This window comes from Nostoc sp. JL23 (assembly GCF_017115065.1).
GTDB lineage: Bacteria > Cyanobacteriota > Cyanobacteriia > Cyanobacteriales > Nostocaceae > Nostoc > Nostoc punctiforme_A.
In genome coordinates this window covers 47,136-70,172 of the sequence record NZ_JABXKN010000092.1, presented here as the reverse complement: position 1 = coordinate 70,172, position 23,037 = coordinate 47,136, and the positions used below count along the sequence as shown (strand labels likewise).

Annotated in this window: 23 protein-coding genes and 1 pseudogene; 14 read left to right on the top strand and 10 right to left on the bottom strand. The window is 43.3% G+C overall.

Annotation, left to right across the window (positions count from 1 at the left end):
* Positions 1 to 41: 41 nt before the first annotated feature.
* Positions 42 to 955 (top strand): annotated as a pseudogene (locus HWQ42_RS18145) (hypothetical protein).
* A 164-nt stretch (positions 956 to 1,119) separates the two neighbouring features.
* Here the strand turns inward: HWQ42_RS18145 and ychF are convergent.
* The 3 genes from ychF to yidD form a co-directional block, all read right to left on the bottom strand.
* Entirely contained in the window at positions 1,120 to 2,211 is a 1,092-nt protein-coding gene (gene ychF / locus HWQ42_RS18140; RefSeq protein WP_292814631.1) for a redox-regulated ATPase YchF, read from the bottom strand.
* Between the two features lie 45 nt (positions 2,212 to 2,256).
* Entirely contained in the window at positions 2,257 to 2,454 is a 198-nt protein-coding gene (locus tag HWQ42_RS18135; protein ID WP_292814629.1) for a hypothetical protein, read from the bottom strand.
* A gap of 203 nt (positions 2,455 to 2,657) precedes the next feature.
* Positions 2,658 to 2,894 (bottom strand): membrane protein insertion efficiency factor YidD, encoded by a 237-nt coding sequence (yidD, locus tag HWQ42_RS18130; protein WP_012412579.1) that lies wholly within the window; start codon positions 2,892 to 2,894, stop codon positions 2,658 to 2,660.
* A 61-nt stretch (positions 2,895 to 2,955) separates the two neighbouring features.
* On the opposite strand from yidD, the gene HWQ42_RS18125 reads away from it, so the two are divergent.
* On the top strand, positions 2,956 to 3,657 hold the full coding sequence (locus HWQ42_RS18125) for a diacylglycerol/polyprenol kinase family protein (RefSeq protein ID WP_292814628.1): 702 nt from the start codon (positions 2,956 to 2,958) through the stop codon (positions 3,655 to 3,657).
* A gap of 278 nt (positions 3,658 to 3,935) precedes the next feature.
* On the opposite strand, the gene HWQ42_RS18120 is transcribed toward HWQ42_RS18125, so the two are convergent.
* Positions 3,936 to 4,313: a hypothetical protein gene (locus tag HWQ42_RS18120; RefSeq protein WP_292814627.1), complete on the bottom strand. Its 378-nt coding sequence runs from the start codon at positions 4,311 to 4,313 to the stop codon at positions 3,936 to 3,938.
* 130 nt (positions 4,314 to 4,443) lie between these two features.
* Here HWQ42_RS18120 and HWQ42_RS18115 point away from each other — a divergent pair, with 130 nt between their 5' ends.
* Complete coding sequence (locus HWQ42_RS18115; RefSeq protein ID WP_292814625.1) at positions 4,444 to 4,632, top strand: hypothetical protein; 189 nt, start codon at positions 4,444 to 4,446, stop codon at positions 4,630 to 4,632.
* A 10-nt stretch (positions 4,633 to 4,642) separates the two neighbouring features.
* A complete protein-coding gene (locus tag HWQ42_RS18110; RefSeq protein WP_292814623.1) occupies positions 4,643 to 5,197 on the top strand; it encodes a pentapeptide repeat-containing protein in 555 nt (184 codons plus the stop codon).
* Positions 5,198 to 5,538: 341 nt separating this feature from the next.
* On the opposite strand, the gene HWQ42_RS18105 is transcribed toward HWQ42_RS18110, so the two are convergent.
* A complete protein-coding gene (locus tag HWQ42_RS18105) occupies positions 5,539 to 6,441 on the bottom strand; it encodes an alpha/beta fold hydrolase (protein WP_292814621.1) in 903 nt (300 codons plus the stop codon).
* Positions 6,442 to 6,909: 468 nt separating this feature from the next.
* On the opposite strand from HWQ42_RS18105, the gene HWQ42_RS18100 reads away from it, so the two are divergent.
* The 5 genes from HWQ42_RS18100 to HWQ42_RS18080 all read left to right on the top strand — a co-directional run bounded on the left by HWQ42_RS18100 (position 6,910) and on the right by HWQ42_RS18080 (position 10,562).
* Complete coding sequence (locus tag HWQ42_RS18100) at positions 6,910 to 7,464, top strand: thioredoxin family protein (RefSeq protein WP_292814620.1); 555 nt, start codon at positions 6,910 to 6,912, stop codon at positions 7,462 to 7,464.
* A 71-nt stretch (positions 7,465 to 7,535) separates the two neighbouring features.
* The gene (gene pyrH / locus HWQ42_RS18095; protein ID WP_292730242.1) at positions 7,536 to 8,264 is read left to right on the top strand and encodes a UMP kinase; all 729 of its coding nucleotides are present in this window, start codon (positions 7,536 to 7,538) and stop codon (positions 8,262 to 8,264) included.
* A complete protein-coding gene (gene frr, locus HWQ42_RS18090) occupies positions 8,251 to 8,799 on the top strand; it encodes a ribosome recycling factor (RefSeq protein ID WP_292730245.1) in 549 nt (182 codons plus the stop codon). The genes pyrH and frr overlap by 14 nt, the downstream gene beginning before the upstream one ends.
* Positions 8,800 to 8,938: 139 nt before the next feature.
* Positions 8,939 to 10,060 (top strand): geranylgeranyl reductase family protein, encoded by a 1,122-nt coding sequence (locus HWQ42_RS18085; protein WP_292814618.1) that lies wholly within the window; start codon positions 8,939 to 8,941, stop codon positions 10,058 to 10,060.
* 76 nt (positions 10,061 to 10,136) lie between these two features.
* Positions 10,137 to 10,562, top strand: coding sequence for a hypothetical protein (locus HWQ42_RS18080; protein ID WP_292814615.1), 426 nt, complete (start codon positions 10,137 to 10,139; stop codon positions 10,560 to 10,562).
* A 112-nt stretch (positions 10,563 to 10,674) separates the two neighbouring features.
* On the opposite strand, the gene HWQ42_RS18075 is transcribed toward HWQ42_RS18080, so the two are convergent.
* On the bottom strand, positions 10,675 to 10,992 hold the full coding sequence (locus tag HWQ42_RS18075) for a hypothetical protein (protein WP_292814612.1): 318 nt from the start codon (positions 10,990 to 10,992) through the stop codon (positions 10,675 to 10,677).
* Between the two features lie 104 nt (positions 10,993 to 11,096).
* Here HWQ42_RS18075 and lysS point away from each other — a divergent pair, with 104 nt between their 5' ends.
* Positions 11,097 to 12,620, top strand: a complete 1,524-nt coding sequence (lysS, locus tag HWQ42_RS18070; RefSeq protein ID WP_292814609.1) for a lysine--tRNA ligase — start codon at positions 11,097 to 11,099, stop codon at positions 12,618 to 12,620.
* Between the two features lie 92 nt (positions 12,621 to 12,712).
* Here lysS and purF read toward each other — a convergent pair whose 3' ends face one another.
* The 3 genes from purF to HWQ42_RS18055 all read right to left on the bottom strand — a co-directional run bounded on the left by purF (position 12,713) and on the right by HWQ42_RS18055 (position 18,331).
* A complete protein-coding gene (gene purF, locus HWQ42_RS18065) occupies positions 12,713 to 14,212 on the bottom strand; it encodes an amidophosphoribosyltransferase (RefSeq protein ID WP_292814607.1) in 1,500 nt (499 codons plus the stop codon).
* A 323-nt stretch (positions 14,213 to 14,535) separates the two neighbouring features.
* Complete coding sequence (gene purL / locus HWQ42_RS18060; RefSeq protein ID WP_292814604.1) at positions 14,536 to 16,986, bottom strand: phosphoribosylformylglycinamidine synthase subunit PurL; 2,451 nt, start codon at positions 16,984 to 16,986, stop codon at positions 14,536 to 14,538.
* Positions 16,987 to 17,845: 859 nt separating this feature from the next.
* Entirely contained in the window at positions 17,846 to 18,331 is a 486-nt protein-coding gene (locus tag HWQ42_RS18055) for an allophycocyanin subunit alpha-B (RefSeq protein ID WP_094348587.1), read from the bottom strand.
* 187 nt (positions 18,332 to 18,518) lie between these two features.
* Between HWQ42_RS18055 and rlmD the strand changes: the two genes are divergently transcribed.
* Together rlmD and HWQ42_RS18045 are read left to right on the top strand one after the other, a co-directional pair.
* Positions 18,519 to 19,925 (top strand): 23S rRNA (uracil(1939)-C(5))-methyltransferase RlmD, encoded by a 1,407-nt coding sequence (gene rlmD / locus HWQ42_RS18050; protein ID WP_292814601.1) that lies wholly within the window; start codon positions 18,519 to 18,521, stop codon positions 19,923 to 19,925.
* Positions 19,926 to 20,315: 390 nt separating this feature from the next.
* Entirely contained in the window at positions 20,316 to 20,765 is a 450-nt protein-coding gene (locus tag HWQ42_RS18045; protein WP_094348589.1) for an anti-sigma regulatory factor, read from the top strand.
* 54 nt (positions 20,766 to 20,819) lie between these two features.
* Here the strand turns inward: HWQ42_RS18045 and HWQ42_RS18040 are convergent, their stop codons facing one another.
* The gene (locus HWQ42_RS18040) at positions 20,820 to 21,098 is read right to left on the bottom strand and encodes a DUF6439 family protein (RefSeq protein ID WP_292730277.1); all 279 of its coding nucleotides are present in this window, start codon (positions 21,096 to 21,098) and stop codon (positions 20,820 to 20,822) included.
* A 122-nt stretch (positions 21,099 to 21,220) separates the two neighbouring features.
* Here HWQ42_RS18040 and HWQ42_RS18035 point away from each other — a divergent pair, with 122 nt between their 5' ends.
* Entirely contained in the window at positions 21,221 to 21,583 is a 363-nt protein-coding gene (locus tag HWQ42_RS18035; RefSeq protein WP_292814599.1) for a hypothetical protein, read from the top strand.
* Positions 21,584 to 21,585: 2 nt separating this feature from the next.
* On the top strand, positions 21,586 to 22,977 hold the full coding sequence (gene asnS / locus HWQ42_RS18030; RefSeq protein ID WP_292814597.1) for an asparagine--tRNA ligase: 1,392 nt from the start codon (positions 21,586 to 21,588) through the stop codon (positions 22,975 to 22,977).
* Positions 22,978 to 23,037: the final 60 nt, after the last annotated feature.

The window sequence follows — 23,037 nt, the reverse complement described above, 5'->3', positions numbered from 1 at the left end:
CACACTCCTTTTAACGATACTCACAACTTGGCTAAATCAATATGCCTCGGTTTCTTAGGTTAATCATCAATATAGTAGTCTTAGGTGCATTGTTACTCATATCCCAGCAAGTTTGGGCCCAAGATTGGCGTCCAGTTCACGGTGGTATCCCTTTCGGTATCAGTGGTATAGCTTTGATAGAGCAACAAAGCAATACGCTTGATTTTCTGATTGTCCATGACAACAAACAAAAAAACCAAGGTCGTTTAGCAATTATTAGTATTAAGGATAAAAGGCAACCTGAATATTTCCCATTGAATTGGCCAAACAATACACAATTGCCCATCGACTTAGAAGCTTTAACATCTGTTCCAGAGAAAACAAAATCCTCTTTTATCGCTTTAAGCAGTTCTGGAAAAGCTTATTACATCAGGTTAGACTCTGCTAACAAGACCATCTCGGTGCTGAAAGAATTCAGTCTACCAGAAATTATTCAAGGAAATAATTTTGAAGCATTTGGATTACAAAATATAGATGGGAAATTAGTTGCTATTTGGGGGCATCGAGGTAAAGGCGAACAACCAGCAACTATTTTTTGGGGAATATTTGACTTAGCTAAATATCAAATTACTATCGCAGGTTCTGCCAATCTGAAAGTACCGTTTCCATCTGGCAATGTTCGCCATATTTCAGATATTAAAGTAGACCCCGTAGGAATTGTGTACATCACCTCAGCAAGTGATGCTGGGGATGATGGCCCATTTCAGTCAGCTGTATATATCGCTGGTTACTTGAGATTTCGTGGCGACAAAATTGTATGGCGGCAAATTCTCAACTTGTTCCTCTCTACCGCTCTAATTATCACAAAATTGAAGCTATGGAACTTGTTCCCGGTGCAGAAGGCGGTGTAGTGGTTGGTACAGACGACGAGAATTTGGGTTCTTATCTGTACATTGTGGGTGGAAGTAGCTACTAAATTTTGAGGATTGCTGGTTTATTTGCGATCGCCTTGCATATTTGTATACACATTATAAAATATTTGTCAACTTATTTGGTGCGATGCCTACGGCGGGCAAAGCCTACGCAACTTCGTGTAGGTTGACCATTATCTCAAAGATAACGGCCACTGATTAATTACCCCTACACATTAAATCGGAACAACATTACATCCCCTTCCTGCACAACATACTCTTTACCTTCACTACGAACCAACCCTTTCTCCTTCGCCGCATTCATCGAACCAGTTGTTACCAAATCTTTATAAGCAACAGTTTCGGCGCGAATAAATCCCCGCTCAAAATCACTGTGGATTACACCAGCAGCTTGAGGTGCAGACATTCCCGCATTAATTGTCCAAGCGCGGGTTTCTTTGGGACCACAAGTGAAATATGTCCGCAAGCCTAGAAGCATGTAAGTTGCCCGAATCAATGATTTCAAACCGCCTTCTTCCACACCTAAAGACGCGAGAAAATCAGCTTTATCTTCTTCTGCTAATTCCACTAATTCAGCTTCAACCTGAGCCGAAACTATCACAACTTGGGCATTTTCTGTTGCTGCAATTTGCCGCACTGTTTCCACAAAATGATTACCAGTTGCCAACTCATCCTCAGATACATTGGCGGCGTAGATAATCGGTTTATAAGTGAGCAGTTCTAATCCTTTAATTATTTCTGTTTCTTCCTCATTCAAGCTCACCTGACGCACCGATTTTCCTTCATTTAAAGCCGCAGCTAATTTCTCTAAAACTGAAACTTCAAACTGTGCATCTTTGCTGGTACGAGCTAGTTTACGAGTGCGGTCAATTCGCCGCTCAATTTGTGCTAAATCTGATAAACCCAGTTCTATATTAATGATTTCAATATCTCGTGCTGGGTCAACAGAACCAGCAACGTGGATAATATCGTCATTCTCAAAACAACGTACCACATGGACGATCGCATCAACTTCCCGGATGTGGGACAGGAATTGATTCCCTAGTCCCTCACCCTGACTTGCACCTTTAACTAAACCGGCAATATCCACAAATTCAACCCGCGCCGGGATGATTTGTGCCGAACTGGCAATCTTAGCAAGAACATTTAACCGTTCATCCGGTACTGCGACAACGCCGACATTCGGTTCAATCGTGCAAAAAGGGAAGTTAGCTGCCTCTGCTTTAGCATTAGCAACTACAGCATTAAATAAAGTAGATTTTCCGACGTTGGGAAGTCCGACAATTCCGGCTCTTAGCATTTTGGATTTTAGATTTGAGATTTTGGATTACATTACCAAGGTAATCTAAACAGGTTCCGGTATGGTTTGGGGAATTGGTGCTGGAACTGTTTGAGGAATGGGAGTAGGTACTGTTTCTGGTACAGGCCCCGGTAACGGTTGAGGAATCGCTGGCCCCGGTACAGGTTCGGGACTAGGTAGTGGACTCGGGCCAGGAGTAGGAATTTGTGGTTCGGGTATAGAAATCGCAGTAGGATTAATCATCGTAAGTCCAAATTAAATTATTCAACCTTCCCACGCTAGATGACAACCTCGTCTGTTGACATCTCCCCAAATACCTATACCCACGAACACATCCTTTAATAATCTACCCCTCTTCTCATTCTCTGCGTCCCTTTGCGCTTCCCTCCGCGCCCCTACCCTGCGGGAAGGCGAAGCGCCTATGCGTTTAAACTCTAATTCTCAAACTACTCCTCCTTCACCTTTTCCACCACCTCTGGCACTGGATCGTAACCACCTGGATGAAACGGATGACAGCGCAAAATCCGCCGAGTTGCCATCCAGCTACCACGCAACACACCAAATCGCTCAATAGCTTCAATAGCATACATCGAACAAGTTGGTTGAAAGCGACAAGTCGGGAGAAACAACGGCGAGATAAACATTCGGTAGCCCCGAATCAGCCAAATAAATAATAATTTCATTGCAGCTACCCAAATCTTATAAATTAGTAACAGGGGTAAAACTTTTCATTTTGTCGCATCTTTGTTAATTACATTTTCTGACTTCACCTCAATTCCGGTTTTCTGGCTGCAAATTGCGTCGGCTGCAATTTGGGTGTTACTCATCCTCCTGATTGCATGGGTGGTAAACCGCTTTGCCGACAAGCCAGAAATCGTGCGAAAGATAGTTCATATTGGCACTGGTAATGTGATTTTAATCGCTTGGTGGCTAGATATTCCCGCCAGTGTAGGGATCACAGCTTCTATTTTAGCGAGTGCAATCACCTTATTATCCTACCGATTGCCGATTCTTCCTGGTATTAATAGCGTTGGACGGCAAAGCTTAGGGACGTTTTTTTACTCCGTCAGTTTCGGTATTTTAGTTGCCTGGTTCTGGTATTTACAACAACCCCAGTACGCAGCACTCGGAATTTTGATCATGACTTGGGGAGATGGATTAGCAGCCTTGATTGGGCAACGCTTTGGTAAACATAAGTATAAAGTTTTTGGTACGCAAAAAAGTTGGGAAGGCTCCCTAACTATGATGCTCGTTAGCTATGTCGTCAGTAGTTTGATTTTAGTTGGCACTCAAGGAAACAGTTGGCAAACTTGGGCAGTATCACTGTTAGTAGCAGTTATAGCTACGGCTTTAGAAGCTGTTTCATTTTTGGGTATTGACAATTTGACAGTTCCTTTGGGCAGTGCAGCCCTTGCCTTCTTTTTAAGTCAGTTAGTTTTGAATTAGTAATTGCCTTGAGTACTATTTCTAATTGAGCAAATAAGAGATAGCGCCAAAAATTCATCCTTAGTACTTTTTTAAACGCAGAGGAACACAGAGTTAAACGCAAAGGTACGCAGAGTTTTACCAAAGTTAATTCGTTATGAATTAGAGAAATGTTGTACTTAGTTAATAAAAATAGTACTTTTCAGTTGAGTCCAATACGGGTAAGCAATTTCGTAGTAAGGACTTTAGTCTTTATTTTCTAAGCACTAAAGTCCTTACTACAAACACTCAAAACTGATTTACTGGTTTAGCAGTCCGATCGCAATTTCAAGATACATTTTAGCTTTGTGCAAGTTAAGCAAGCTTTCTTGGTCGTATCTGTCAGGGTAGCTCATAGCCTTTCCTTCCATTGTTAGCTTGATCAGTGCTGCTTGCTCATCAGTGGGTGAATTCATCTCATCTACCACCCCTTCAAGGAATTGAATAACGCTAAAGCCTGGTGACTTCAACCCTCTTCCTTGTCTTAGTTGAGCGAGTGCTATCTGTGGGAATGCCATCAAGGTAACAATCCAACTGGTCTTGTACCCTCCGTTCCCAGTAGGCTTCAATCCGTAACGCCTACACAAGTCTCTCAACTCAGCAATAGTTTTGATTTCGAGTTCTGACCTTGTGAACATAAAATAGAGTTACCCATTTGTAAAAGTGGTATCGGTGGTGAACTTGTTTTGTAGACTGGGTATCACCACCGATCTAAAACCTTATTCTAATGGTTTCGTTAGTATCAAGCTATACTTACATCTCTCAACAATGCCTAATCCTAAAGGGAACCCTCAAAATTTTGAACCAGCGCAACCAAAGGGAGATAAGCCATTAACTGACCAATTGAGTTTTAGAGTCTCTAAGGAAATGAAGGAAGAGGTAAAGGCTAAAGACGACCCTCCTGAATTTTGTCGCCAAGCTATCCAAAAAGCACTAGATGAAGATAGGGAGAAGTAGTTAAAAGTTTTTGGACACAGCTACAGGACTATTCCTAATTGAGCAAACAAGAGATAGTGCCAAAAATTCATCGTTGGTTAATAATATGGATGCTGAAGAGTTGTTGCAACGCTATGCTGCTGGGGAGAGAGATTTTAGCGGGGTTGATTTGAGTGGTGTCAACCTTAATGTTGCTGGACTCTGTAAATACGACCCCACTAGGAATAATCTTAGTAGCATCAATTTGAGTGGTGCTAATCTGACTAGAACCAACATGATATGCGTCAACTTGAGCGGTGCTAATCTCAGTGGTGCTTATCTGGGAGGTGCTACCTTGACTTGTGCTAACCTGACTAATGCTGATTTGAGGGATGCAGATTTTGATTGTACCGATCTCGAAGGCGCTAAACTAATCAATGCCAATCTGCGTAATGCCCATCTTGGTTCCGTCATATTGTACGGAGCTGACTTGACTAATGCCGACTTGACTGGTGCTAGTCTTACTGGTAACGTCAGATACCTGACTTTGTGTAACACTATCATGCCAGATGGTACTGTTAGAACTGAGTTCCTTGACACTGAGTGAGTAAGGTACTTATTCTGTATCAGTTAGAAGAGATAAAATAATTGGTATTGAAACAGAACCGAATAATCTTCAATGCGTTCTTGAATATCTTTAGGAATATTTGAAAAGAAGTATAGTACTCAATACGGTTCAGTTAAGGATAATTGGTCTTATGAAGACGCGATAAATCGCGTCTCTACATGAGGGTTTTGGGCTTATCTGAACTGTATTGGTATAGTACTGTCAAAGTTTTAAGTTGATTCACAGTCAACCGCTAATTTTTCGTATCGGCTCAATCAACAAAAAAATAAATCTTTTTGAATATATTCAACACCATCCATTAGGTGAAAATTGAGCCGAGTCTATGACCGCGATCGCTCCAAAATCCAATCGAGTAAAATCGGATTGACTAACTCCGGCGCTTCATCCTGCGGACAATGCCCCACTCCCTCTAAAGGAATAAACTTTTCTACTTGCGGAAAGTTAGCTAATTCTCTCCCTAACTCTATTGGTTCCCACGGATCAGCCGTTCCCCACAAGATAATCACCGGACACTGTAACAGTGGTAAAAGGTCTTCTGGTAATGGCCCTGTAGAATAAGAAGTAAAAGCCAGAAACACAGCCCCAGCCCCCGGATCGCTTGCTGGTGAAGTGAGAATATCTACCAACTCATCTGTCACCATCTCAGCATTTGCATAAGCTTGCAGCAGAATTTTCCGCACCGTTTTCGGTTTGGCGAGTTGATTGAAAAAGAAATCACCAACTGGTTTGATAGATAACAGGCGTTGCAGTAGAGGCGCTCCGTAACGACGAGATAAAGGTAAAGTTACCCGTTTGCGATCGTGCAACAGCCGTAAAGAACAGTTGAGCAAAGCAACTCCCAACGCAATATCTGGATTACTTACTGCTGCTTGCATAGCTACAATACAGCCAATGGAATTTCCAACTAAAAAAGCTGGCTCACCGACAACTTCACGGCAAAAATCTGCTACTTGCTGTCCCCAGGTTTCTAATGTGTAGGTAATTTTTTCACCAGGTTTAGGTTTTGCAGAAGCACCAAAACCAATCAAATCGATCGCATAAACACGGCAATTTTCCGCTAATACCGGAATATTTTTTCGCCAGTGCCACCAAGAAGCACCAAATCCATGCACCAGGACAACAGCTGGCCCAGTAGTTCCTTGGGTTTGATAGCAGATCGGAAAATCTTGCCAAATCCAGGTTTTTGTAGAGTTAAGTGCTGTTTTTGAACTTGAGCTTGTCATGGTAATTTTGATCTAAATAATGCTAAAAGCTTTTTAGCAGCAAAGCACAAGTAAAATTGTTTTTAATTTGCATAAAATTTATCAGATTTTCAAAATAAATCCTTTGCTCTAGTGATAGCCTATACATATACCACAAAAGCTTATAGGCCGATAATACTAGCATTAAGCTGATAAATTTATCCAGTGTAGAGAGTTTTCCTCTTCTTTATAGAGATAATTTACTCACAACTGAGATTATGTCAGTATTAGAAATCATAACTTCTCTAATGTGAGTAAGATTTGGGCTATTTTTTAGATGTGAGTGAATTAGCATCAGTGCTAGATTCAGTAGTTTCACAATTTACGATCGCAAATTTGGTCTATAAGATTGGCGAATATGAGGCATCGGCTAAGGGGTGGTTTGGAACTGGAAACTGACGCTGAATTTAACAATATTTTTTTTGTTCCTAGTTCTGCGAGCCAGAAAACATGAATCTACTAGAAACAATTGATACTCCCGTTGGGAGCTACGCACCGGATTTTGAATTGCCAGGAATTGATGGTCAAGTACACCATCTCAGGCGTTATCTTGAGAAGTTCCGAGCAGTCGGCGTTATTTCTATGTGTAACCACTGCCCTTATGTAGAGCGGTATTTAGGCAGACTAAAAAACATTCAAGCCGAATTTGCCCCAAAAAGCTTCACACTAATTGGACTCAATGGTAGTAATGTTGACTACGACACTAGGTCAAGCTTTGAAAACATGAAAGCTTTTGCCCGACGTCACCAGTTGAACTTTCCTTACCTGTGGGACTCAACGCAAGATGTGACCGGTAGTTTCGGTGCAACAAAAACACCAACGGCCTTTCTCATAGACACAAATGGTATAGTCCGTTACAAAGGTAAAATTGATAATCATCCCCAAGAGCGATTGTCAGTGGGAGAGGATTATTTGAGAACTGCGATCGCTTCTCTGTTTAAAGGTGAAGAAATAGCTATACCACAAACAGAACCAGTTGGGACTACATTGATTTGGCGTAACTAGACATAGATAGTCCCTGTAACTGTTATCTTAAATTGGAGGCAATTGCAACTTTTTTGATAAAGCGTAACTTCATGGGAACGAATTACCGACGGGTTTTACTCAAACTGAGCGGTGAAGCCTTAATGGGCAACATGGGCTATGGCATTGATCCAGAAGTGGTCAAAGGAATAGCACAAGAATTAGCAGAGGTGATAGCCACTGGTACTCAAATCGCCATAGTTGTTGGCGGCGGCAATATTTTTCGTGGCGTCAAAGCAGCGTCGGCGGGGATGGACAGGGCAACCGCTGACTATATCGGGATGATTGCCACGGTAATGAATGCCATGACGCTGCAAGATTCGCTAGAACGCATAGGAGTACAGACGCGAGTGCAAACCGCGATCGCTATGCAAGAATTAGCGGAACCGTATATCCGTCGTCGTGCCATCCGTCATCTTGAAAAAGGACGGGTGGTAATTTTTGGTGCTGGTTCTGGAAATCCCTTTTTTACTACAGATACTACTGCGGCATTAAGAGCCGCAGAAATTGATGCCGAGGTGATTTTTAAAGCCACCAAAGTAGATGGAGTATATGATGCCGATCCTCATATTTATCCTGACGCCAAGCGTTACAATAGCTTAACCTACGCGCACGTTTTAGCCAAAGATTTGCGGGTGATGGATAGTACTGCGATCGCCTTGTGTAAAGAAAATAATATCCCAATTTTGGTATTTGACCTAACGGTGCGAGGTAACATCCACCGAGCAGTCATGGGAGAATCCATCGGCACCCTTGTGGGAGGTTCTTGTGAAATTAGCTGAAGCTGAAAGTACGATGCAAAAAACCGTTGAGGCAACTCAACGAGCTTTTAACTCGATTCGCACTGGTCGCGCCAATGCGAGTCTATTAGATAAGGTATTGGTGGACTATTACGGTTCGCCTACTTCCTTGAAATCACTGGCAAATATTAGCACGCCGGATGCTACGACGATCTTAATTCAACCCTACGAGCGCAATACCCTAAACATCGTTGAGAAGGCTATTTCCCTCTCAGATGTGGGTTTAACACCCAGTAACGACGGTTCTGTAATCCGGTTGAATATTCCGCCCTTAACCAGCGAGCGCCGTAAAGAATTCGTCAAAATGGCATCCAAGTATGCTGAAGAGGGTCGTGTTGCTATTCGTAACATTCGCCGCGATGCCATAGACGCCATTCGCAAACAGGAGAAAGCCTCTGAAATCTCCAAAGATGAATCAAAAGACCAACAAGACAACTTGCAAAAACTGACAAATGAGTATACTGCCAAAATAGACTCACTGTTGGCAGAAAAAGAAAAAGACATCACGACTGTTTAAAGTCTAAAGTCTTAAGTATAAAGGCTGAAGGATAATGGATAAATTCTTCAGCCTTTATCATTTCTTAGGTATCTAGCAAAAATTGATCAAAAGTATCTCAATAGAAAATAAACTAATTGGGGAGCAAAAATTCAGCCTTATGTACGACTGCATCATCGTCGGCGCTGGGCCAGCTGGTGGAACAGCAGCCTATCATTTAGCCAAACAAGGTCGCTCAGTATTAGTCTTAGAAAAAGAATCTCTGCCAAGATATAAACCTTGTGGCGGTGGTGTATCTCCAGCGATCGCTCAATGGTTTGACTTTGATTTTAGCCCAGCGATTTCTGTGAAAGCCAACTCCCTTCGTTTTACCTGGAAATTGGGCGACCCCGTGGAAGCAAAAATCGCCACCAAAGAACCAGTCTGGATGGTGCGACGAGATATTTTTGACCATTTCCTAGTGCAGCAAGGACAAAAGCAAGGGGCTGAACTACGAGATAATACGGAAGTAACTGGTATTGAATTTCAAAGTGACTATTGGCAAGTTAACACAGCTAATGGTGCAGTTACAGGTCGCTACTTAATCGCAGCCGATGGTGCCAAAGGATCAATGGCAAAATGGCTAGGTTTCAAAGAACGTAAACGTTTGCTCACAGGGGCTTTAGAGGCAGAAATCCCTGGCATCATGGAAAACAAACCCACAATTCATTTTGAGTTTGGCTTGGTCAAAAACGGCTATCTCTGGAACTTCCCCAAAGCTGATGGTTATTCTATAGGTGTTGGGACGTTTATTGGTCGTCAACCCCAGGACTTCAAAAAGATTTTGGATGAGTACGCCAAATCGTTGAATGTAGACCTCAAAACCAGCAAACAATATGGTCATCCCCTATGTATTTGGGATGGTAATCAAAAGCTACACACGCAAAATGCGGTTTTAGCTGGGGAAGCTGCTTGTGTGGTTGATCCCATGACAGCAGAAGGCATTCGCCCCTCAATTTTTAGTGGTTTACTCGCAGCCGCAACTATTAATGAAGCACTTTCTGGTGACACTAACGCTTTAGAAAAATATAGCGAAGCCATTAATGAAGAGTTGGGTACTGAGATGGCTTGGGCGCAAAAATTAGCTGGAGCATTCTATCGGTTTTCCAACATTGGCTACAAAGTTGGTGTTAAGCATCCCTCGGCTCCCCAAATCATGGGTAAGATTATGTGTGGAGAATTGCGCTATGGCGATGTTGCCGGTCGTGCCCTCAAGCATTTAATTCCTGGTTTTGGAAGTTAATTAACCAGATAAGTTACTTGAGCAACTTGTTAAAGGTAGGCAAACTTCTGCCAGATTGTACTAGATATTTCTCAATATGGCAATTTACTTGACAAAACGCCTGTCTATGTTCGCTAATATTCTTGCTCTTGTCCTCTTCATGCCGGGAATTGCCTTAGCTGTACCCGTTCAAATCAATACGACTTATGGTGTTATTTTCCCCCAAAGTACCAAAACTGCAAGCTACTCCACCTCGTCGGAGATTAGCCTGACTCCCTTACAACGCCAGGAACTCCAGGCTGTGCGTCAGAGAAGAAATAAGGAAATTGCGGCAGTATTAAACTCATCTCAGCGTGACCAACTTAATCAAAATCTCCGGGCTGGTAATAATATCAAGCAAGCGCTAGAAAAACTAAATTTGCAACCAGAACAGCAAGACTTAGTAAAAGCGATCGTGCAATTTACTAACTTGAAAATGAATGCTATTTCATCTAGGCATTTGCTAAAAATAGCAGAGAAGTAAAGGTTTGATTTGTAGAACTGATGGAAAAATTTGACTAATTGGCACTTCGATTTCTGGAAAGGCAATCAAGGATAACGTTGCATCCTACTGCAAAATAAATTCAATAAAGATTTCATTTGGTGTAGGATGACTCAATGTACTTTCGCGCATCAATCTGGACAACAGCGATACCTGGCTCAGGTTCCGAGTATTGGCTCAACTGAATGGGATCTTGCACCCGAACTAAGCCAACTTCTGATAGCAGCCGCTTGAGGTAGTCAAACGCACACAGCGTTGTCGCTGCGTAAGGAGGCTTTTTGGCACTCATCTGGATAACAACAACAACTTGCCCTTCAATCAGTTCAACCCGTTCATTTTCTGTAAGAATACCCGTTTCAAACATCCGGTGATATTCGTTTACAGTCCATAGACGGACTCTAGTTTGTGTCATTGTGTATTTCCTTTAGCCATCCGCACATCATTTTTAGGCAATTATCTCTTACTCTCAACTTTGGCAGCATCTATAATTAATCTTGCCCTATTTAGTTCGTTACCATGTCGGAAGAAGATATCCGAGCCGCCAGGCTGGAGAAAGTAGAACAGCTTAAGCAGCTAGGGACTAATCCTTATGCCTATCGTTGGGAATCCACCCATCACGCAGCGCAGTTGCAAGAAAAATTTGCCGATTTATCCAGTGGTGAAGAAGTTGATTTGGAAGTTGCCATAGCCGGACGCATTATGGCACGTCGCGTTTTCGGTAAATTAGCTTTCTTCACCTTGCAAGATGAAACCGGCACAATTCAGCTTTATCTGGATAAAAATCGCATCCAAGAAGGTATGGCAGATATTGATGCCGATGCCTTCAATCACCTGAAGCAACTTACAGATGCAGGCGACATTCTCGGAGCCAAAGGTACTATTAAACGGACTGAAAAGGGCGAGTTATCTGTCTACGTTAAACAATATACTATCCTCACTAAATCCCTGTTACCTCTACCCGACAAGTGGCATGGATTAACGGATGTTGCCAAGCGTTACCGTCAGCGCTACGTTGACTTGATTGTAAACCCAGAAGTGCGGCAAACTTTCCGCCGTCGCGCCCAAATTACTGCCGGTATTCGCCGCTATTTGGAACAGCGGGATTTTCTGGAAATTGAAACGCCAGTTTTGCAAAGTGAGACTGGGGGTGCAGATGCGCGTCCATTTATCACCTACCACAACACTTTAGAAATGGAGTTGTATCTGCGAATTGCCACAGAACTACATCTCAAGCGGTTAATTGTGGGTGGTTTTGAAAAGGTGTTTGAATTGGGGCGGGTTTTCCGCAATGAGGGAATTTCGACTCGACACAATCCCGAATTTACGACGATTGAAGTTTACCAAGCTTACGCCGACTATAACGATATGATGGCGTTGACTGAAGGGATTATTACCACTGTCGCCCAAGAGGTACTCGGTACATTGGAAATTACCTACCAAGGGGAACCGATAGATTTAACACCACCTTGGCGACGGGTGACAATGCACGATCTAGTGAAAGAATTTACAGGCTTGGATTTTAATTCGTTCCAAAGTTTGGAAGAAGCGAAAACAGCGAGTAAAAATGCTGCTATTCCTGGTATAGATGAAGCACAATCAATTGGTAAGTTACTAAATTTAGCCTTTGAAGAGAAGGTAGAAGCCAATTTAATTCAACCTACCTTTGTAATTGATTACCCTGTAGAAATTTCGCCCTTAGCAAAACCTCACCGTTCTGTGCCTGGTTTGGTAGAACGATTTGAGTTATTTATAGTCGGGCGAGAAACTGGGAATAGTTTCTCAGAACTTACCGATCCCATCGATCAAAGAGAACGTTTAGAAGCTCAAGCGGCGCGGAAAGCTGCTGGTGACTTGGAAGCCCAAGGTGTAGATGAAGACTTTCTGACAGCTTTGGAATACGGGATGCCGCCTACAGGTGGTTTAGGGATTGGGATTGATCGGTTAGTGATGTTATTAACCGATTGTGCCAGTATTCGGGATGCGATCGCCTTCCCCTTACTCAAGCCAGAAAAATCAGAATCATCCCCAGAAGAATCCTAATCTTACACCCCATTCCTTAATCCCCTCCTCGCTTGCGGGGAGGGGAGACAAAGCGTAGCTTTGGCGGGGTGGGGTTCTTCAGTTTTAAGCCCTTACACCACTACCTTTTCTAAAATCAGCTTAGAACGTTTCACTTGCTCAGGAATCGTTACGGGATAATCTCCGGTGAAGCAGGCAGAACAGAAACTATTGGTGTCTTCTCGTGTTGCTTCTAGCATTCCTTCCCAACTCAGATAGGCGAGACTGTCTACTTCCAGTTGCTTGGCAATTTCTGCTACTGACTTGGTAGCAGCAATTAGCTGATCCTGAGAATCGGTATCGATGCCATAGAAGCAGGGATGAGTTACAGGCGGAGAAGAAATTCGCATGTGTACCTCTACTGCACCTGCGTCACGCAAAGTTTTGACTAGTTTACGGCTGGTAGTACCTCGTACAATCGAGTCGTCTACAATAATTACTCGTTTACCTACCAGCACATCTTTGAGGGGGTTGAGTTTCATCCGCAGACCCGATTCCCGCATGGTTTGGGTTGGTTGAATGAAGGTTCGCCCAACATAACGATTTTTAATCAGTCCTTCGCCGTAAGCGACACCAGACGCTTGGGAAAATCCAATAGCAGCAGGTATACCAGAATCAGGAACACCAAAGACAATATCGGCATCTACAAAAGATTCTTTAGCTAGCTGGTGTCCTAATCGCATTCGATAGCTGTACAAACTCTCGTTGTGCATAACGCTATCAGGGCGGGCAAAGTAAATCATTTCAAAGATACACAATTTCCGCTCAGATTTTTGACTCCAATGATAAGAAGCTAAACCTTCTTCAGTAATCCAAACTAATTCACCTGGTTCTACGTCTCGCAGGTATTCGGCTCCAATGATATCTAAACCACAAGTCTCGGAAGCCAAAACGTAACGGACTGGATTACCAGCCAAAGTGCCGATTACTAAGGGGCGGATTCCATTAGGGTCACGGACACCCATAACGCCGACGGGAGTCCCAATAACTAAACTAAAGGCTCCTTGGCAACGGTGAAATGCCTTAATTGCACCTTCTAACCAATCAGCGCCCGTATCTATGGCTTCGGCGATCGCAAAAGCGATCATTTCTGAGTCTGTTGTGGTGACTAAGTTACATTTATTCTCAAGCAACTCTTGACGTAGTTGCACGGTATTGACTAAATTCCCATTATGTGCAAGTGCTATGGAACCTAAACGGGTTTCCAGCACTGCGGGTTGAGCATTAACTTTGCGGCTAGAACCTGTGGTGGAATAACGAGTGTGACCAACAGCAAGACTACCAGGCAATTGATCCAAGACAGATTCATTGAAGACTTGAGACACTAAGCCCATATCTTTGTGGAGATGTACTTGGGTTCCCTCAAAGGTAGCAATACCAGCTGATTCTTGACCCCGATGCTGGAGGGCATACAATCCAAAGTAGGTCAGTTTAGCAACGTTTTCTCCTGGGGCGTAGATGCCAAAAACACCACAAGCTTCTTCTGGCTTGTCAGGCTGATTTTCATGACTATTGATTGGGTTGTTGTTCTGGTCGGGGTATTCATCCGAAGTGACAGAATGAATAGAAATCATGCTAGCTTTGCTCCTGGTGGGGGGGTCAATCAATTTTGAATTTGAGATTGACAATTTTGGATTGATCGCACCGTAGTAAAGATGCGGCTTGGGATTTTAGAATGGCGATTTTAGATTTTTTGCCCAGTAAGAGCAAGATATGAACTAGAAGCAACGCCCCTAATCCAAAATCTAAAATTCAAAATCTAAAATTGGTAGTCAGTCGCTGGGATTAGATAGATGGCTGCGGAGTTCTTAACAAATCTTTAACCATCCATTAAAACAGTACCGTAAATTTGCTCAGAGACGCTAAAAGTTGTGAGTGAAGTCTAAATACTCAGCATTCAGCGCTCAGAAGTAGTGGTATGGATGGCGAGACGTTTGGCGATCGCATGGGAATAGCGATCTTCCATATCTTCGATACTAACTTTGATTAAGGTTTGGTTATCAGTGGTGAAAACCCCCAAACCCGTCTCAAAATTACCAACTACACCCAGTTTTTGCCACTCTTGACCCAGATGTTCCTGTAAATATGATTCCCAAATTTCTTGTTGTGCTGATGCTAAAGAAACTAAAATTCTGGCACCACCTTCGGCAAACAACACCTCGTCAAGGCGGGGCAGTGCGGTCTTGGGGTCTCCCCAAGTGGAGCAACTGCCGTGGTTTAACTGTGTAGGTGCTATTTCTAAATTGATTTCCGCACCAAGATTGCCAGCAAGACAACATTCGGCTAGTGCGATCGCCACTCCTCCCTCAGCAGAATCGTGGGCTGAACGTACCCAACCATTACGAATTCCTTCACGACAAACTTTCTGGACGCGGCGTTCCAAGTCAAAATCTACCCGTGGTGGTTTTCCGGCAACAGTCCCGTGGATAGTGGCTAAATATTCAGATGCTCCCAAACTGATTTGAGATGTCAGAGGCAATCCGAGAAGATAAATCACATCGCCGGATGCTTGCCAACCTTGACCACAAATTTTGGTTATATCAGGAATTAAGCCCACCATACCGACAACAGGAGTGGGATAAATGGGTTGTGGGATGCCTTGAGAATCAAGAGTTTCATTGTACAAAGAGACATTACCACCTGTGACTGGTGTCGCCAATTCTCGGCAACCTTCCGCCAAACCGCGACAAGCTTCTGCCAATTGCCAATAACCAATGGGTTTTTCTGGAGAGCCAAAATTTAGATTATCCGTCACCGCCAGAGGTTCAGAACCTACACAGCTAAGATTGCGTGCAGCTTCTGCCACCACTGCCTTAGCTCCTTCGTAAGGGTCAAGATAAACATAACGAGGATTGCAATCTACCGTGGCAGCAACACCGCGTTGGGCATTGAGGGTTTCCTTGTCTCCTTGTCCTCCTTGTCCTCCTTGTCCCCTTGTCCCCTTGTCCTCTTCCAGGGGGCGCAAACGGATAACAGCCGCATCTGCACCACCTGGCAGCATGACTGTATTATTTTGTACTTGATGGTCATACTGACGATATACCCAATTTTTAGAAGCGATCGTGGGTGTATCAAGCAAAGTTAAGAGAATATCATTCCAACTTTGCAGCCCTCCTAGAAGTTCTATTCCAGCAGTTGTAGAAGGAGGTAGGGAATCAGGAGTCCATTCCCAAGCTTGACGTGCATATTCTGGTGCTTCTGCCAATAACTCCCGATTATATAGTGGCGTATTCTCCGCCAAAGCCTCAGCGGGAATTTCTGCTGCTACTTCACCCTGAAAGAGAATCCGCACAATAGGTTCAGCGATGACTGTACCAGCAACAACGGCTTGAAGTCCCCAACGGTGAAAAATGTCGATTAATTCTTGCTCACGCCCTTTATGAGCAACAAACAGCATTCGTTCTTGAGATTCCGAAAGCAGATATTCATAGGGAACCATCCCCGTTTCTCTGACGGGAATCTTATCTAAATCTAGTTCAATTCCCACACCGCCTTTTGCCGCCATCTCTGAGGTAGAACAGGTGATTCCCGCTGCTCCCATATCTTGGGCGGCAACAACTGCACCCGTCTTAAACGCCTCCAGACAAGCTTCAATTAACGACTTTTCCAAAAAGGGATCGCCCACTTGCACAGCAGGGCGATCGTCTATGGATTGATCGCTCAATTCTGCACTAGCAAAACTCGCGCCTCCCATACCATCACGCCCAGTGGTGGAACCAACATACAGCACGGGATTGCCTAAGCCAGATGCTCCAGATTTGACGATTTCTGAGGTTTCCATCAACCCTAGTGCCATAACGTTCACTAGAGGATTACCAGAGTAAGCAGAGTCAAAGTAAACTTCGCCGCCAACGGTGGGTACTCCCACACAGTTACCATAATGAGAGATTCCTGCCACCACGCCGCTAAACAGTCGTTGGGTTTTGGGATCTTCTAAGGAACCAAAACGTAACGAGTTTAATAGGGCAATGGGACGCGCACCCATTGTAAAAATATCTCTGAGAATACCTCCGACTCCCGTTGCAGCTCCTTGAAAGGGTTCGACCGCTGAGGGATGGTTGTGAGATTCAATCTTAAAAGCTAGTTGGAGTCCGTCACCTAAGTCTACAACACCAGCATTTTCACCAGGACCCACGAGGATGCGGGGGCCCTCAGTGGGAAATTGTTTGAGTAGAGGTCGAGAATTTTTGTAACAACAATGCTCTGACCACATCACGCCAAACATTCCTAGTTCAGCTTTGTTGGGATGACGGCCTATCCGATGGACAATTTCTGCGTATTCTTCTGGTTTAAGACCTTCAGCAGCAATTTCTTGGGGGGAAAAGGCTGGTTTTGAGGTTGCAGTCATGGAAGTAATGCACTCTGGGGGGACAGAGCATTATTCTATCGATTTACTTGCCCTGTAAGTGCAGTTCTTAATTGAAGCGCGATCGCTCTTCAATTAAACTTTAACTAAATACCTGTATTTTCATCTTGGTAAATATTGGCAGTAGATGCCGTGCAGCCTTTATTACAAGCAAACTTGTTTCTTGGATGGAGGGGTAGTAAAACCCCAGAATGCACTCAACAGGATTATTCCGAGCATGAACTAGACAAGATGAAGATTATTAGCAACCAAATGCTTTAGTCTTTAAAGATAACTTTATTTTTTAATGTTGGTGAAATTTCTAGCTCCTTTACTTACGTGAGTCTAGTCTCACTCAGAGATTATTCGGGTATATGCAGTTTAGATGTAACAATCAAGTGACGAGAATCACACATATCGATGATTAGGATCGTCTCGTTCATCTCGCTAACTAGGCATAATTAATGACAACTGAACTCTAGCCGAGTCATTAATAGGGAACACACTTAATAGCCGACAGCCTTAATCAAGGACTGTCGGTTTTTTGTATCTATATTGTTGTCCTTGTCTTTTGAGCAATGCCCCTCAAGAGTCCTGAGTAATGAGTGCTGAGTAGGGAAAATTTCAACTCGGAACTCGGAACGGGCTAAACGCCCCGCTACCTCTAACGGAACTGTTTTGCCCCATACCCATAAAATTTCCCCACAACTGGTTGGTAACTTGACAGAGATTTTGCCACAGCCACTACCAAATGTGGGGAAGGTATGATCAAATTGGGGATCTTATGCCTATCGAGTGCTAATATTTTGCACTCACTCTAGTAGACCGGAACTATATTCCTAGAACCAGCACACACTTTGTATTAAGACATCGCTTGAATGATGTAATCAAAGTAAGGTGCTGCTTCGGCAGCGTCTTCCGCACTCAGTAAGCTAAGAGAGGCTGTTTTGAGGGAATTGATCGCTTCTACCATTCCAGGCACGGGAACGCCCAGTGAATTATACATTTCCCGGACACCAATCAAACCGATTTTTTCAATTGGCTCTTTGTCACCGGCAAGTACACCATAAGTAATTAGGCGTAAGTACCAGCCAAAATCACGGATACATAGAGAGCGTTGGCGTTCACCGTAAGCATTACCTCCAGGGGAGATAAAGTCAGGACGCTTCTGCCAAAGTTGTTTGGTTGCTTCTTGAACTATCTTCTTTTCGTTTTCAGCTAAGGTAGCCGCAATCCGCGTCCGTTGTACACCGGTTTGCAAAAAGTCTTTGATATTTTTAAGTTCGCCACTGCTGGGATAACGCAGTTCGTCGTCGGCTTTGAGAATAACTTGGCTAATTACAGTCATGATGATTGAAATCACCTGAAATATTATCTGTTAGTTTAGCGAGTTGGAGGTACACAAGTGAAGGGATCGGAGCTACTTATGTATTGAATTTATCTGTTTGGGGGAGTGAGGACTGGGGAGTGGGGATAAAAAAAGTGTTTTCCTAATGCCCCATGCCCAATAACAAATGACAAATGACAAACGACAAATGACTATAATAATTTGGCAACAAGGTGAATTAATTGAAGTGACGATCGCTAACCTGAGTGATACAGGCGATGGTGTGGGACGCGCTGATGAACGTGTAGTGTTTGTCCCAGATACTGTCCCAGGCGATCGCGCCATTGTCCGCTTAGTACATGTTAAACCTAAATACGCCCACGGTAAGCTTCAACAGCTATTGGAGGCATCCCCCCACCGTATACGACCTAGTTGCATTGTGGCGGATAAGTGCGGTGGTTGCCAGTGGCAGCATATTAATTATGATTACCAGCTAGTAGCCAAGCAAAATCAAGTTATCCAAGCAATAGAGCGCATTGGCGGTTTTATTCAACCACCAGTAGATCCGGTACTTGCTGCCCCTTCCGCTTTCGGCTACCGTAACAAATCTACATATCCTCTCTCGCTATCGGCAACAGGACAAGTACAGGCTGGTTACTATCAAAAAGGTAGTCACCAATTAATTAATTTAAATCAATGTCCAGTTCAAGATGCGCGATTAAATCCCTTACTTGCCGAAGTTAAGCAGGATATTCAACAGCAAGGTTGGCAAATTTACGACGAACAGCGCCACCAAGGAAAAATTCGCCATCTCGGTTTACGCATTGGCCGACACACTGGAGAAATGTTGCTGACTTTGGTGGTGAAGGACTGGAATTTATCAGGAATTGAAACCCAAGCCCAGGAATGGTTAAAGCGCTATCCGCAGTTAGTGGGAGTGTCGCTCAACCGCAATAGCGATCGCACAAATGCTATCTTTGGATCAGAAACCCGTTGCATCGCTGGAGTACCCCACCTGCGTGAAAATTTTGCTGGACTGGAATTTCAAGTACGCCCAGATACATTTTTCCAAGTGTATACCGAAACAGCAGAGGCACTATTGCAGGTAATTCAATCAGAACTCAATCTTCAAGGGCATGAGTTCCTAGTCGATGCCTACTGTGGTATTGGGACTTTAACTTTACCTCTTGCCAAAAAAGTACGTATTGCTACAGGATTAGAAGTGCAAGCAGCAGCAGTAGAACAAGCAATTTTGAATGCCCACCGCAACGGAATTGATAATGCGACATTCCAAGTCGGGGCAGTAGAAAAATTGCTTCCCCAAATGGGCACAATACCAGAAGTAGTAATACTCGATCCGCCACGTAAGGGGTGCGATCGCGCAGTCATAGATACTTTACGGCAATTGAAACCATCTCGGATCGTTTACGTCAGCTGTAAAGTAGCTACCCTCGCCCGCGACCTGAAATTGCTTTGTCAAGATGGGCAATATACCATCACACGGGTACAACCTGCTGATTTTTTTCCTCAAACTGCTCATGTTGAAACTGCCGCCTTTCTTGTGCTATCACATTTTGACAAGGGTAGTAATTCCTTCAAAAAAACTGAAATTTGAAAATTTTAGTCTAGTGCATACTAAAGATGCTAAAATTGAATTAAGGCAAAAATAAAAATTCATTTTGTTTAAATAAATTCAAGTTGCATAGGTTCTTAAAAACATGAAGAGGACTGCGTAAATTATAAATCGGCAACTAACTAGAGTATGCCAATACTCTCTAAAATTAACAGCATATTCTTAATTTGCTGAGTTCATTATCAAACTTATTCCAGCCGATATATAGGTAAACAATCCCAATTCATAGTTATAGAGCCATGCTCCCTAGCATTTTCAAAATTTAGTTTTAAAGACGCAAGTTTGAAGGCAGCATGACCACCTCAAGTTTTATCAGGGTGACTGTAATAGCAAACTGATGTCTAGCTAACTGAAAGCTATGGGGTTTCTCTTGTGATTACTATTTCACTCCGTCCAGTTGGACGTTATTGGGGCACTATTAGTTTTGCCTCAACCCTCTACCTTTGTCCCATCTTAGACTTATTGTTGGCAGAAATTCCAGCAAGATTACAAGCAGAACTGCGGCTAGGACTTCAAGAAGCCCTAGTAAATGCAGCTAAACATGGTAATAATCTTGATCCGAGTAAAACAGTTGTAGTTCGTTTTTCCGTAATAGATAATCAATATTGGTGGATCATCTCAGACCAAGGTAGTGGCTTTACTCCTTCATCTACTAGTAATGAAGAACCAACAGATTATCTTCCACCAGATGAGTCAGAAAATGGTCGTGGTTTATGTCTTCTGCATCAAATTTTTGATCAGGTAGAGTGGAACCGTAAAGGCACAGAATTGAGGCTTTGTAAACAAATGGAAAATCGCCGGGGATTATCTCTGCGGCGATGATGTAATTAGGAGTTAGGAGTTAAAAGTTAGGAGTTGAATTATTATTCATAACTCCTAACTTTTTCCGTGAGTCGGACAGGGAGGGGCAGAAATAGAGCGATCTAACCAACCAACTGCTTGTTGTAATCTAGCTTGAGCTTCTTCTGGCTGATTCTTTAAAAGATACACGATCGCTGCTGCCACTTGTTCATTAGCGCGGGAATTGCGGTTAGACTTGAGGCGATGCCAATCGTTAGGGGAAATAGTGAGCCTTTCCATAAGGGCTTGAGCTAGTTCCAGAGTACTAAGTTCATTCAGTTGACTGGTTTTAGGCAGCTGAGTAGATTGAGACATAATTATGAGTGCTGAGTGCTGTTAGCGGGGCGTTGAGCCAGTGTTGAGTGCTAAGTCAAAACTCATAGTTTTAATTTTGACTATTGGCAGACTCGCCTTTAATCTTAGTTTACTACTTGTACATGAAGCCGCTAAAACAATCACAGTCGTCAGCAGAAAATCCAGAACCAGATTTTGAGCAAGAATTAGAGGAAGTAGAGCGATCGCTCCTATCCTTAAAAGAACGTTACGATCAAGTGCAACGCGATCGCCAGCAACAGGCACAATGGCAACAGCGCCGGGATCAACTAAAGCACAATAAATCTCAGACACCAGAAATCAAAGCAGAGTTACGGCAAATTCAACGACAGTTGGAAATGCTAGAACTAAACTTAGAAAGCCAGTTATTTTCTTGGCGTAGCCTCAAAAAACCTTTCTGGCAAGTAGTCCGCTTTGGTGGAATGGGCGTTATCATAGGCTGGATATTAAAGTCTTATGCTGGGTAAATATGGTAAATCGACGGATTGCAGAAATATTGCGAAGTGGCCAACCTGATGAGTCTCTCCAAGTGCAAGGCTGGGTGAGGACAAAACGTGAGTCAAAAGGATTTGCTTTTATCGAAGTCAATGACGGCTCATCGCTAGCTAATTTGCAAGTCGTCATTAATCAGGATTTGCCAGATTATGAAGCTATATTAAAAAAATTGAATACGGGTGCTGCTGTTGAGGCTACAGGGGTACTAGTGGCTTCTCTCGGTAAAGGACAGAGGATTGAGTTAAAAGCCGAGACAGTGAAAGTTTACGGCGAAGCTGATCCCGATACATATCCCCTGCAAAAGAAACGGCATTCCTTTGAGTTTCTGCGAACCATTGGACATTTGCGATCGCGCACTAATTCTTTTGGCGCAGTTTTTCGCGTCAGAAATGCTTGTTCGACAGCAATTCACCAATTTTTCCAACAAAGAGGCTTTTTGTGGGTACACACACCCATCATCACTGCTAGCGACTGCGAAGGCGCAGGTGAACTATTTAGCGTTACCAGTTTAGATTTAAAGAATATCCCCCGCACAGAAAACCAAGCGGTAGATTACAGCCAAGATTTTTTTGCTAAACCCACATATTTAACAGTTAGCGGCCAGTTGGAAGCGGAAGTGATGGCGATGGCGTTTAGTAACGTCTACACCTTTGGCCCTACCTTCCGTGCAGAAAATTCCAACACCTCCCGCCACCTAGCAGAGTTTTGGATGGTTGAGCCAGAAATGGCTTTTTGTGACTTAGAGGGTGATATGGATTTAGCTGAGGCGTTTCTCAAACACATTTTTAAATATGTGTTGGAAACTTGCCCAGAAGATATGGAATTTTTCAATGAACGCATTGATAAATCTGTATTGGCAACAGCCGAGAATATTATTAATAATCAGTTTGAACGCTTAACTTATACAGAAGCCATCAAACTTTTAGAAAAAGCTGATGTTAAATTTGAATATCCAGTGAGTTGGGGTTTAGATTTACAATCAGAACACGAACGCTATCTAGCTGAACAATTATTTAAAAAGCCTGCGATCGTTACAGATTATCCAGCGCAAATCAAAGCCTTTTATATGCGCTTGAACGACGATGAAAAAACCGTCCGGGCAATGGATATTCTCGCACCCAAAATTGGCGAAATTGTCGGTGGTTCCCAGCGCGAAGAACGCCTAGAAATTCTAGAACGCCGTGTGTTAGCGCAAGGATTAAAGCCAGAAGACTTGTGGTGGTATCTTGATTTGCGTCGTTATGGTACTGTTCCACACGCAGGTTTTGGGTTGGGTTTTGAAAGACTCGTGCAATTTATGACTGGTATGGGAAATATTCGTGATGTGATTCCCTTCCCGCGTACACCCCAAAGTGCTGAGTTTTAGTTGGAGAATTTCAATCAGGCGATTAGAAATCGCGTCTGCACGGACTTATAAAAACTTTGA

Bases quoted from the DNA above. Each gene is read 5' to 3' on its own strand.
- ychF (WP_292814631.1), bottom strand. From the start codon at position 2,211: ATGCTAAGAGCCGGAATTGTCGGACTTCCCAACGTCGGAAAATCTACT.
- HWQ42_RS18135 (WP_292814629.1), bottom strand. From the start codon at position 2,454: ATGATTAATCCTACTGCGATTTCTATACCCGAACCACAAATTCCTACT.
- yidD (WP_012412579.1), bottom strand. From the start codon at position 2,894: ATGAAATTATTATTTATTTGGCTGATTCGGGGCTACCGAATGTTTATC.
- HWQ42_RS18120 (WP_292814627.1), bottom strand. From the start codon at position 4,313: ATGTTCACAAGGTCAGAACTCGAAATCAAAACTATTGCTGAGTTGAGA.
- HWQ42_RS18115 (WP_292814625.1), top strand. From the start codon at position 4,444: ATGCCTAATCCTAAAGGGAACCCTCAAAATTTTGAACCAGCGCAACCA.
- HWQ42_RS18105 (WP_292814621.1), bottom strand. From the start codon at position 6,441: ATGACAAGCTCAAGTTCAAAAACAGCACTTAACTCTACAAAAACCTGG.
- HWQ42_RS18100 (WP_292814620.1), top strand. From the start codon at position 6,910: ATGAATCTACTAGAAACAATTGATACTCCCGTTGGGAGCTACGCACCG.
- pyrH (WP_292730242.1), top strand. From the start codon at position 7,536: ATGGGAACGAATTACCGACGGGTTTTACTCAAACTGAGCGGTGAAGCC.
- HWQ42_RS18085 (WP_292814618.1), top strand. From the start codon at position 8,939: ATGTACGACTGCATCATCGTCGGCGCTGGGCCAGCTGGTGGAACAGCA.
- HWQ42_RS18080 (WP_292814615.1), top strand. From the start codon at position 10,137: ATGGCAATTTACTTGACAAAACGCCTGTCTATGTTCGCTAATATTCTT.
- HWQ42_RS18075 (WP_292814612.1), bottom strand. From the start codon at position 10,992: ATGACACAAACTAGAGTCCGTCTATGGACTGTAAACGAATATCACCGG.
- lysS (WP_292814609.1), top strand. From the start codon at position 11,097: ATGTCGGAAGAAGATATCCGAGCCGCCAGGCTGGAGAAAGTAGAACAG.
- purF (WP_292814607.1), bottom strand. From the start codon at position 14,212: ATGATTTCTATTCATTCTGTCACTTCGGATGAATACCCCGACCAGAAC.
- purL (WP_292814604.1), bottom strand. From the start codon at position 16,986: ATGACTGCAACCTCAAAACCAGCCTTTTCCCCCCAAGAAATTGCTGCT.
- HWQ42_RS18055 (WP_094348587.1), bottom strand. From the start codon at position 18,331: ATGACTGTAATTAGCCAAGTTATTCTCAAAGCCGACGACGAACTGCGT.
- rlmD (WP_292814601.1), top strand. From the start codon at position 18,519: ATGACTATAATAATTTGGCAACAAGGTGAATTAATTGAAGTGACGATC.
- HWQ42_RS18040 (WP_292730277.1), bottom strand. From the start codon at position 21,098: ATGTCTCAATCTACTCAGCTGCCTAAAACCAGTCAACTGAATGAACTT.
- HWQ42_RS18035 (WP_292814599.1), top strand. From the start codon at position 21,221: ATGAAGCCGCTAAAACAATCACAGTCGTCAGCAGAAAATCCAGAACCA.
- asnS (WP_292814597.1), top strand. From the start codon at position 21,586: ATGGTAAATCGACGGATTGCAGAAATATTGCGAAGTGGCCAACCTGAT.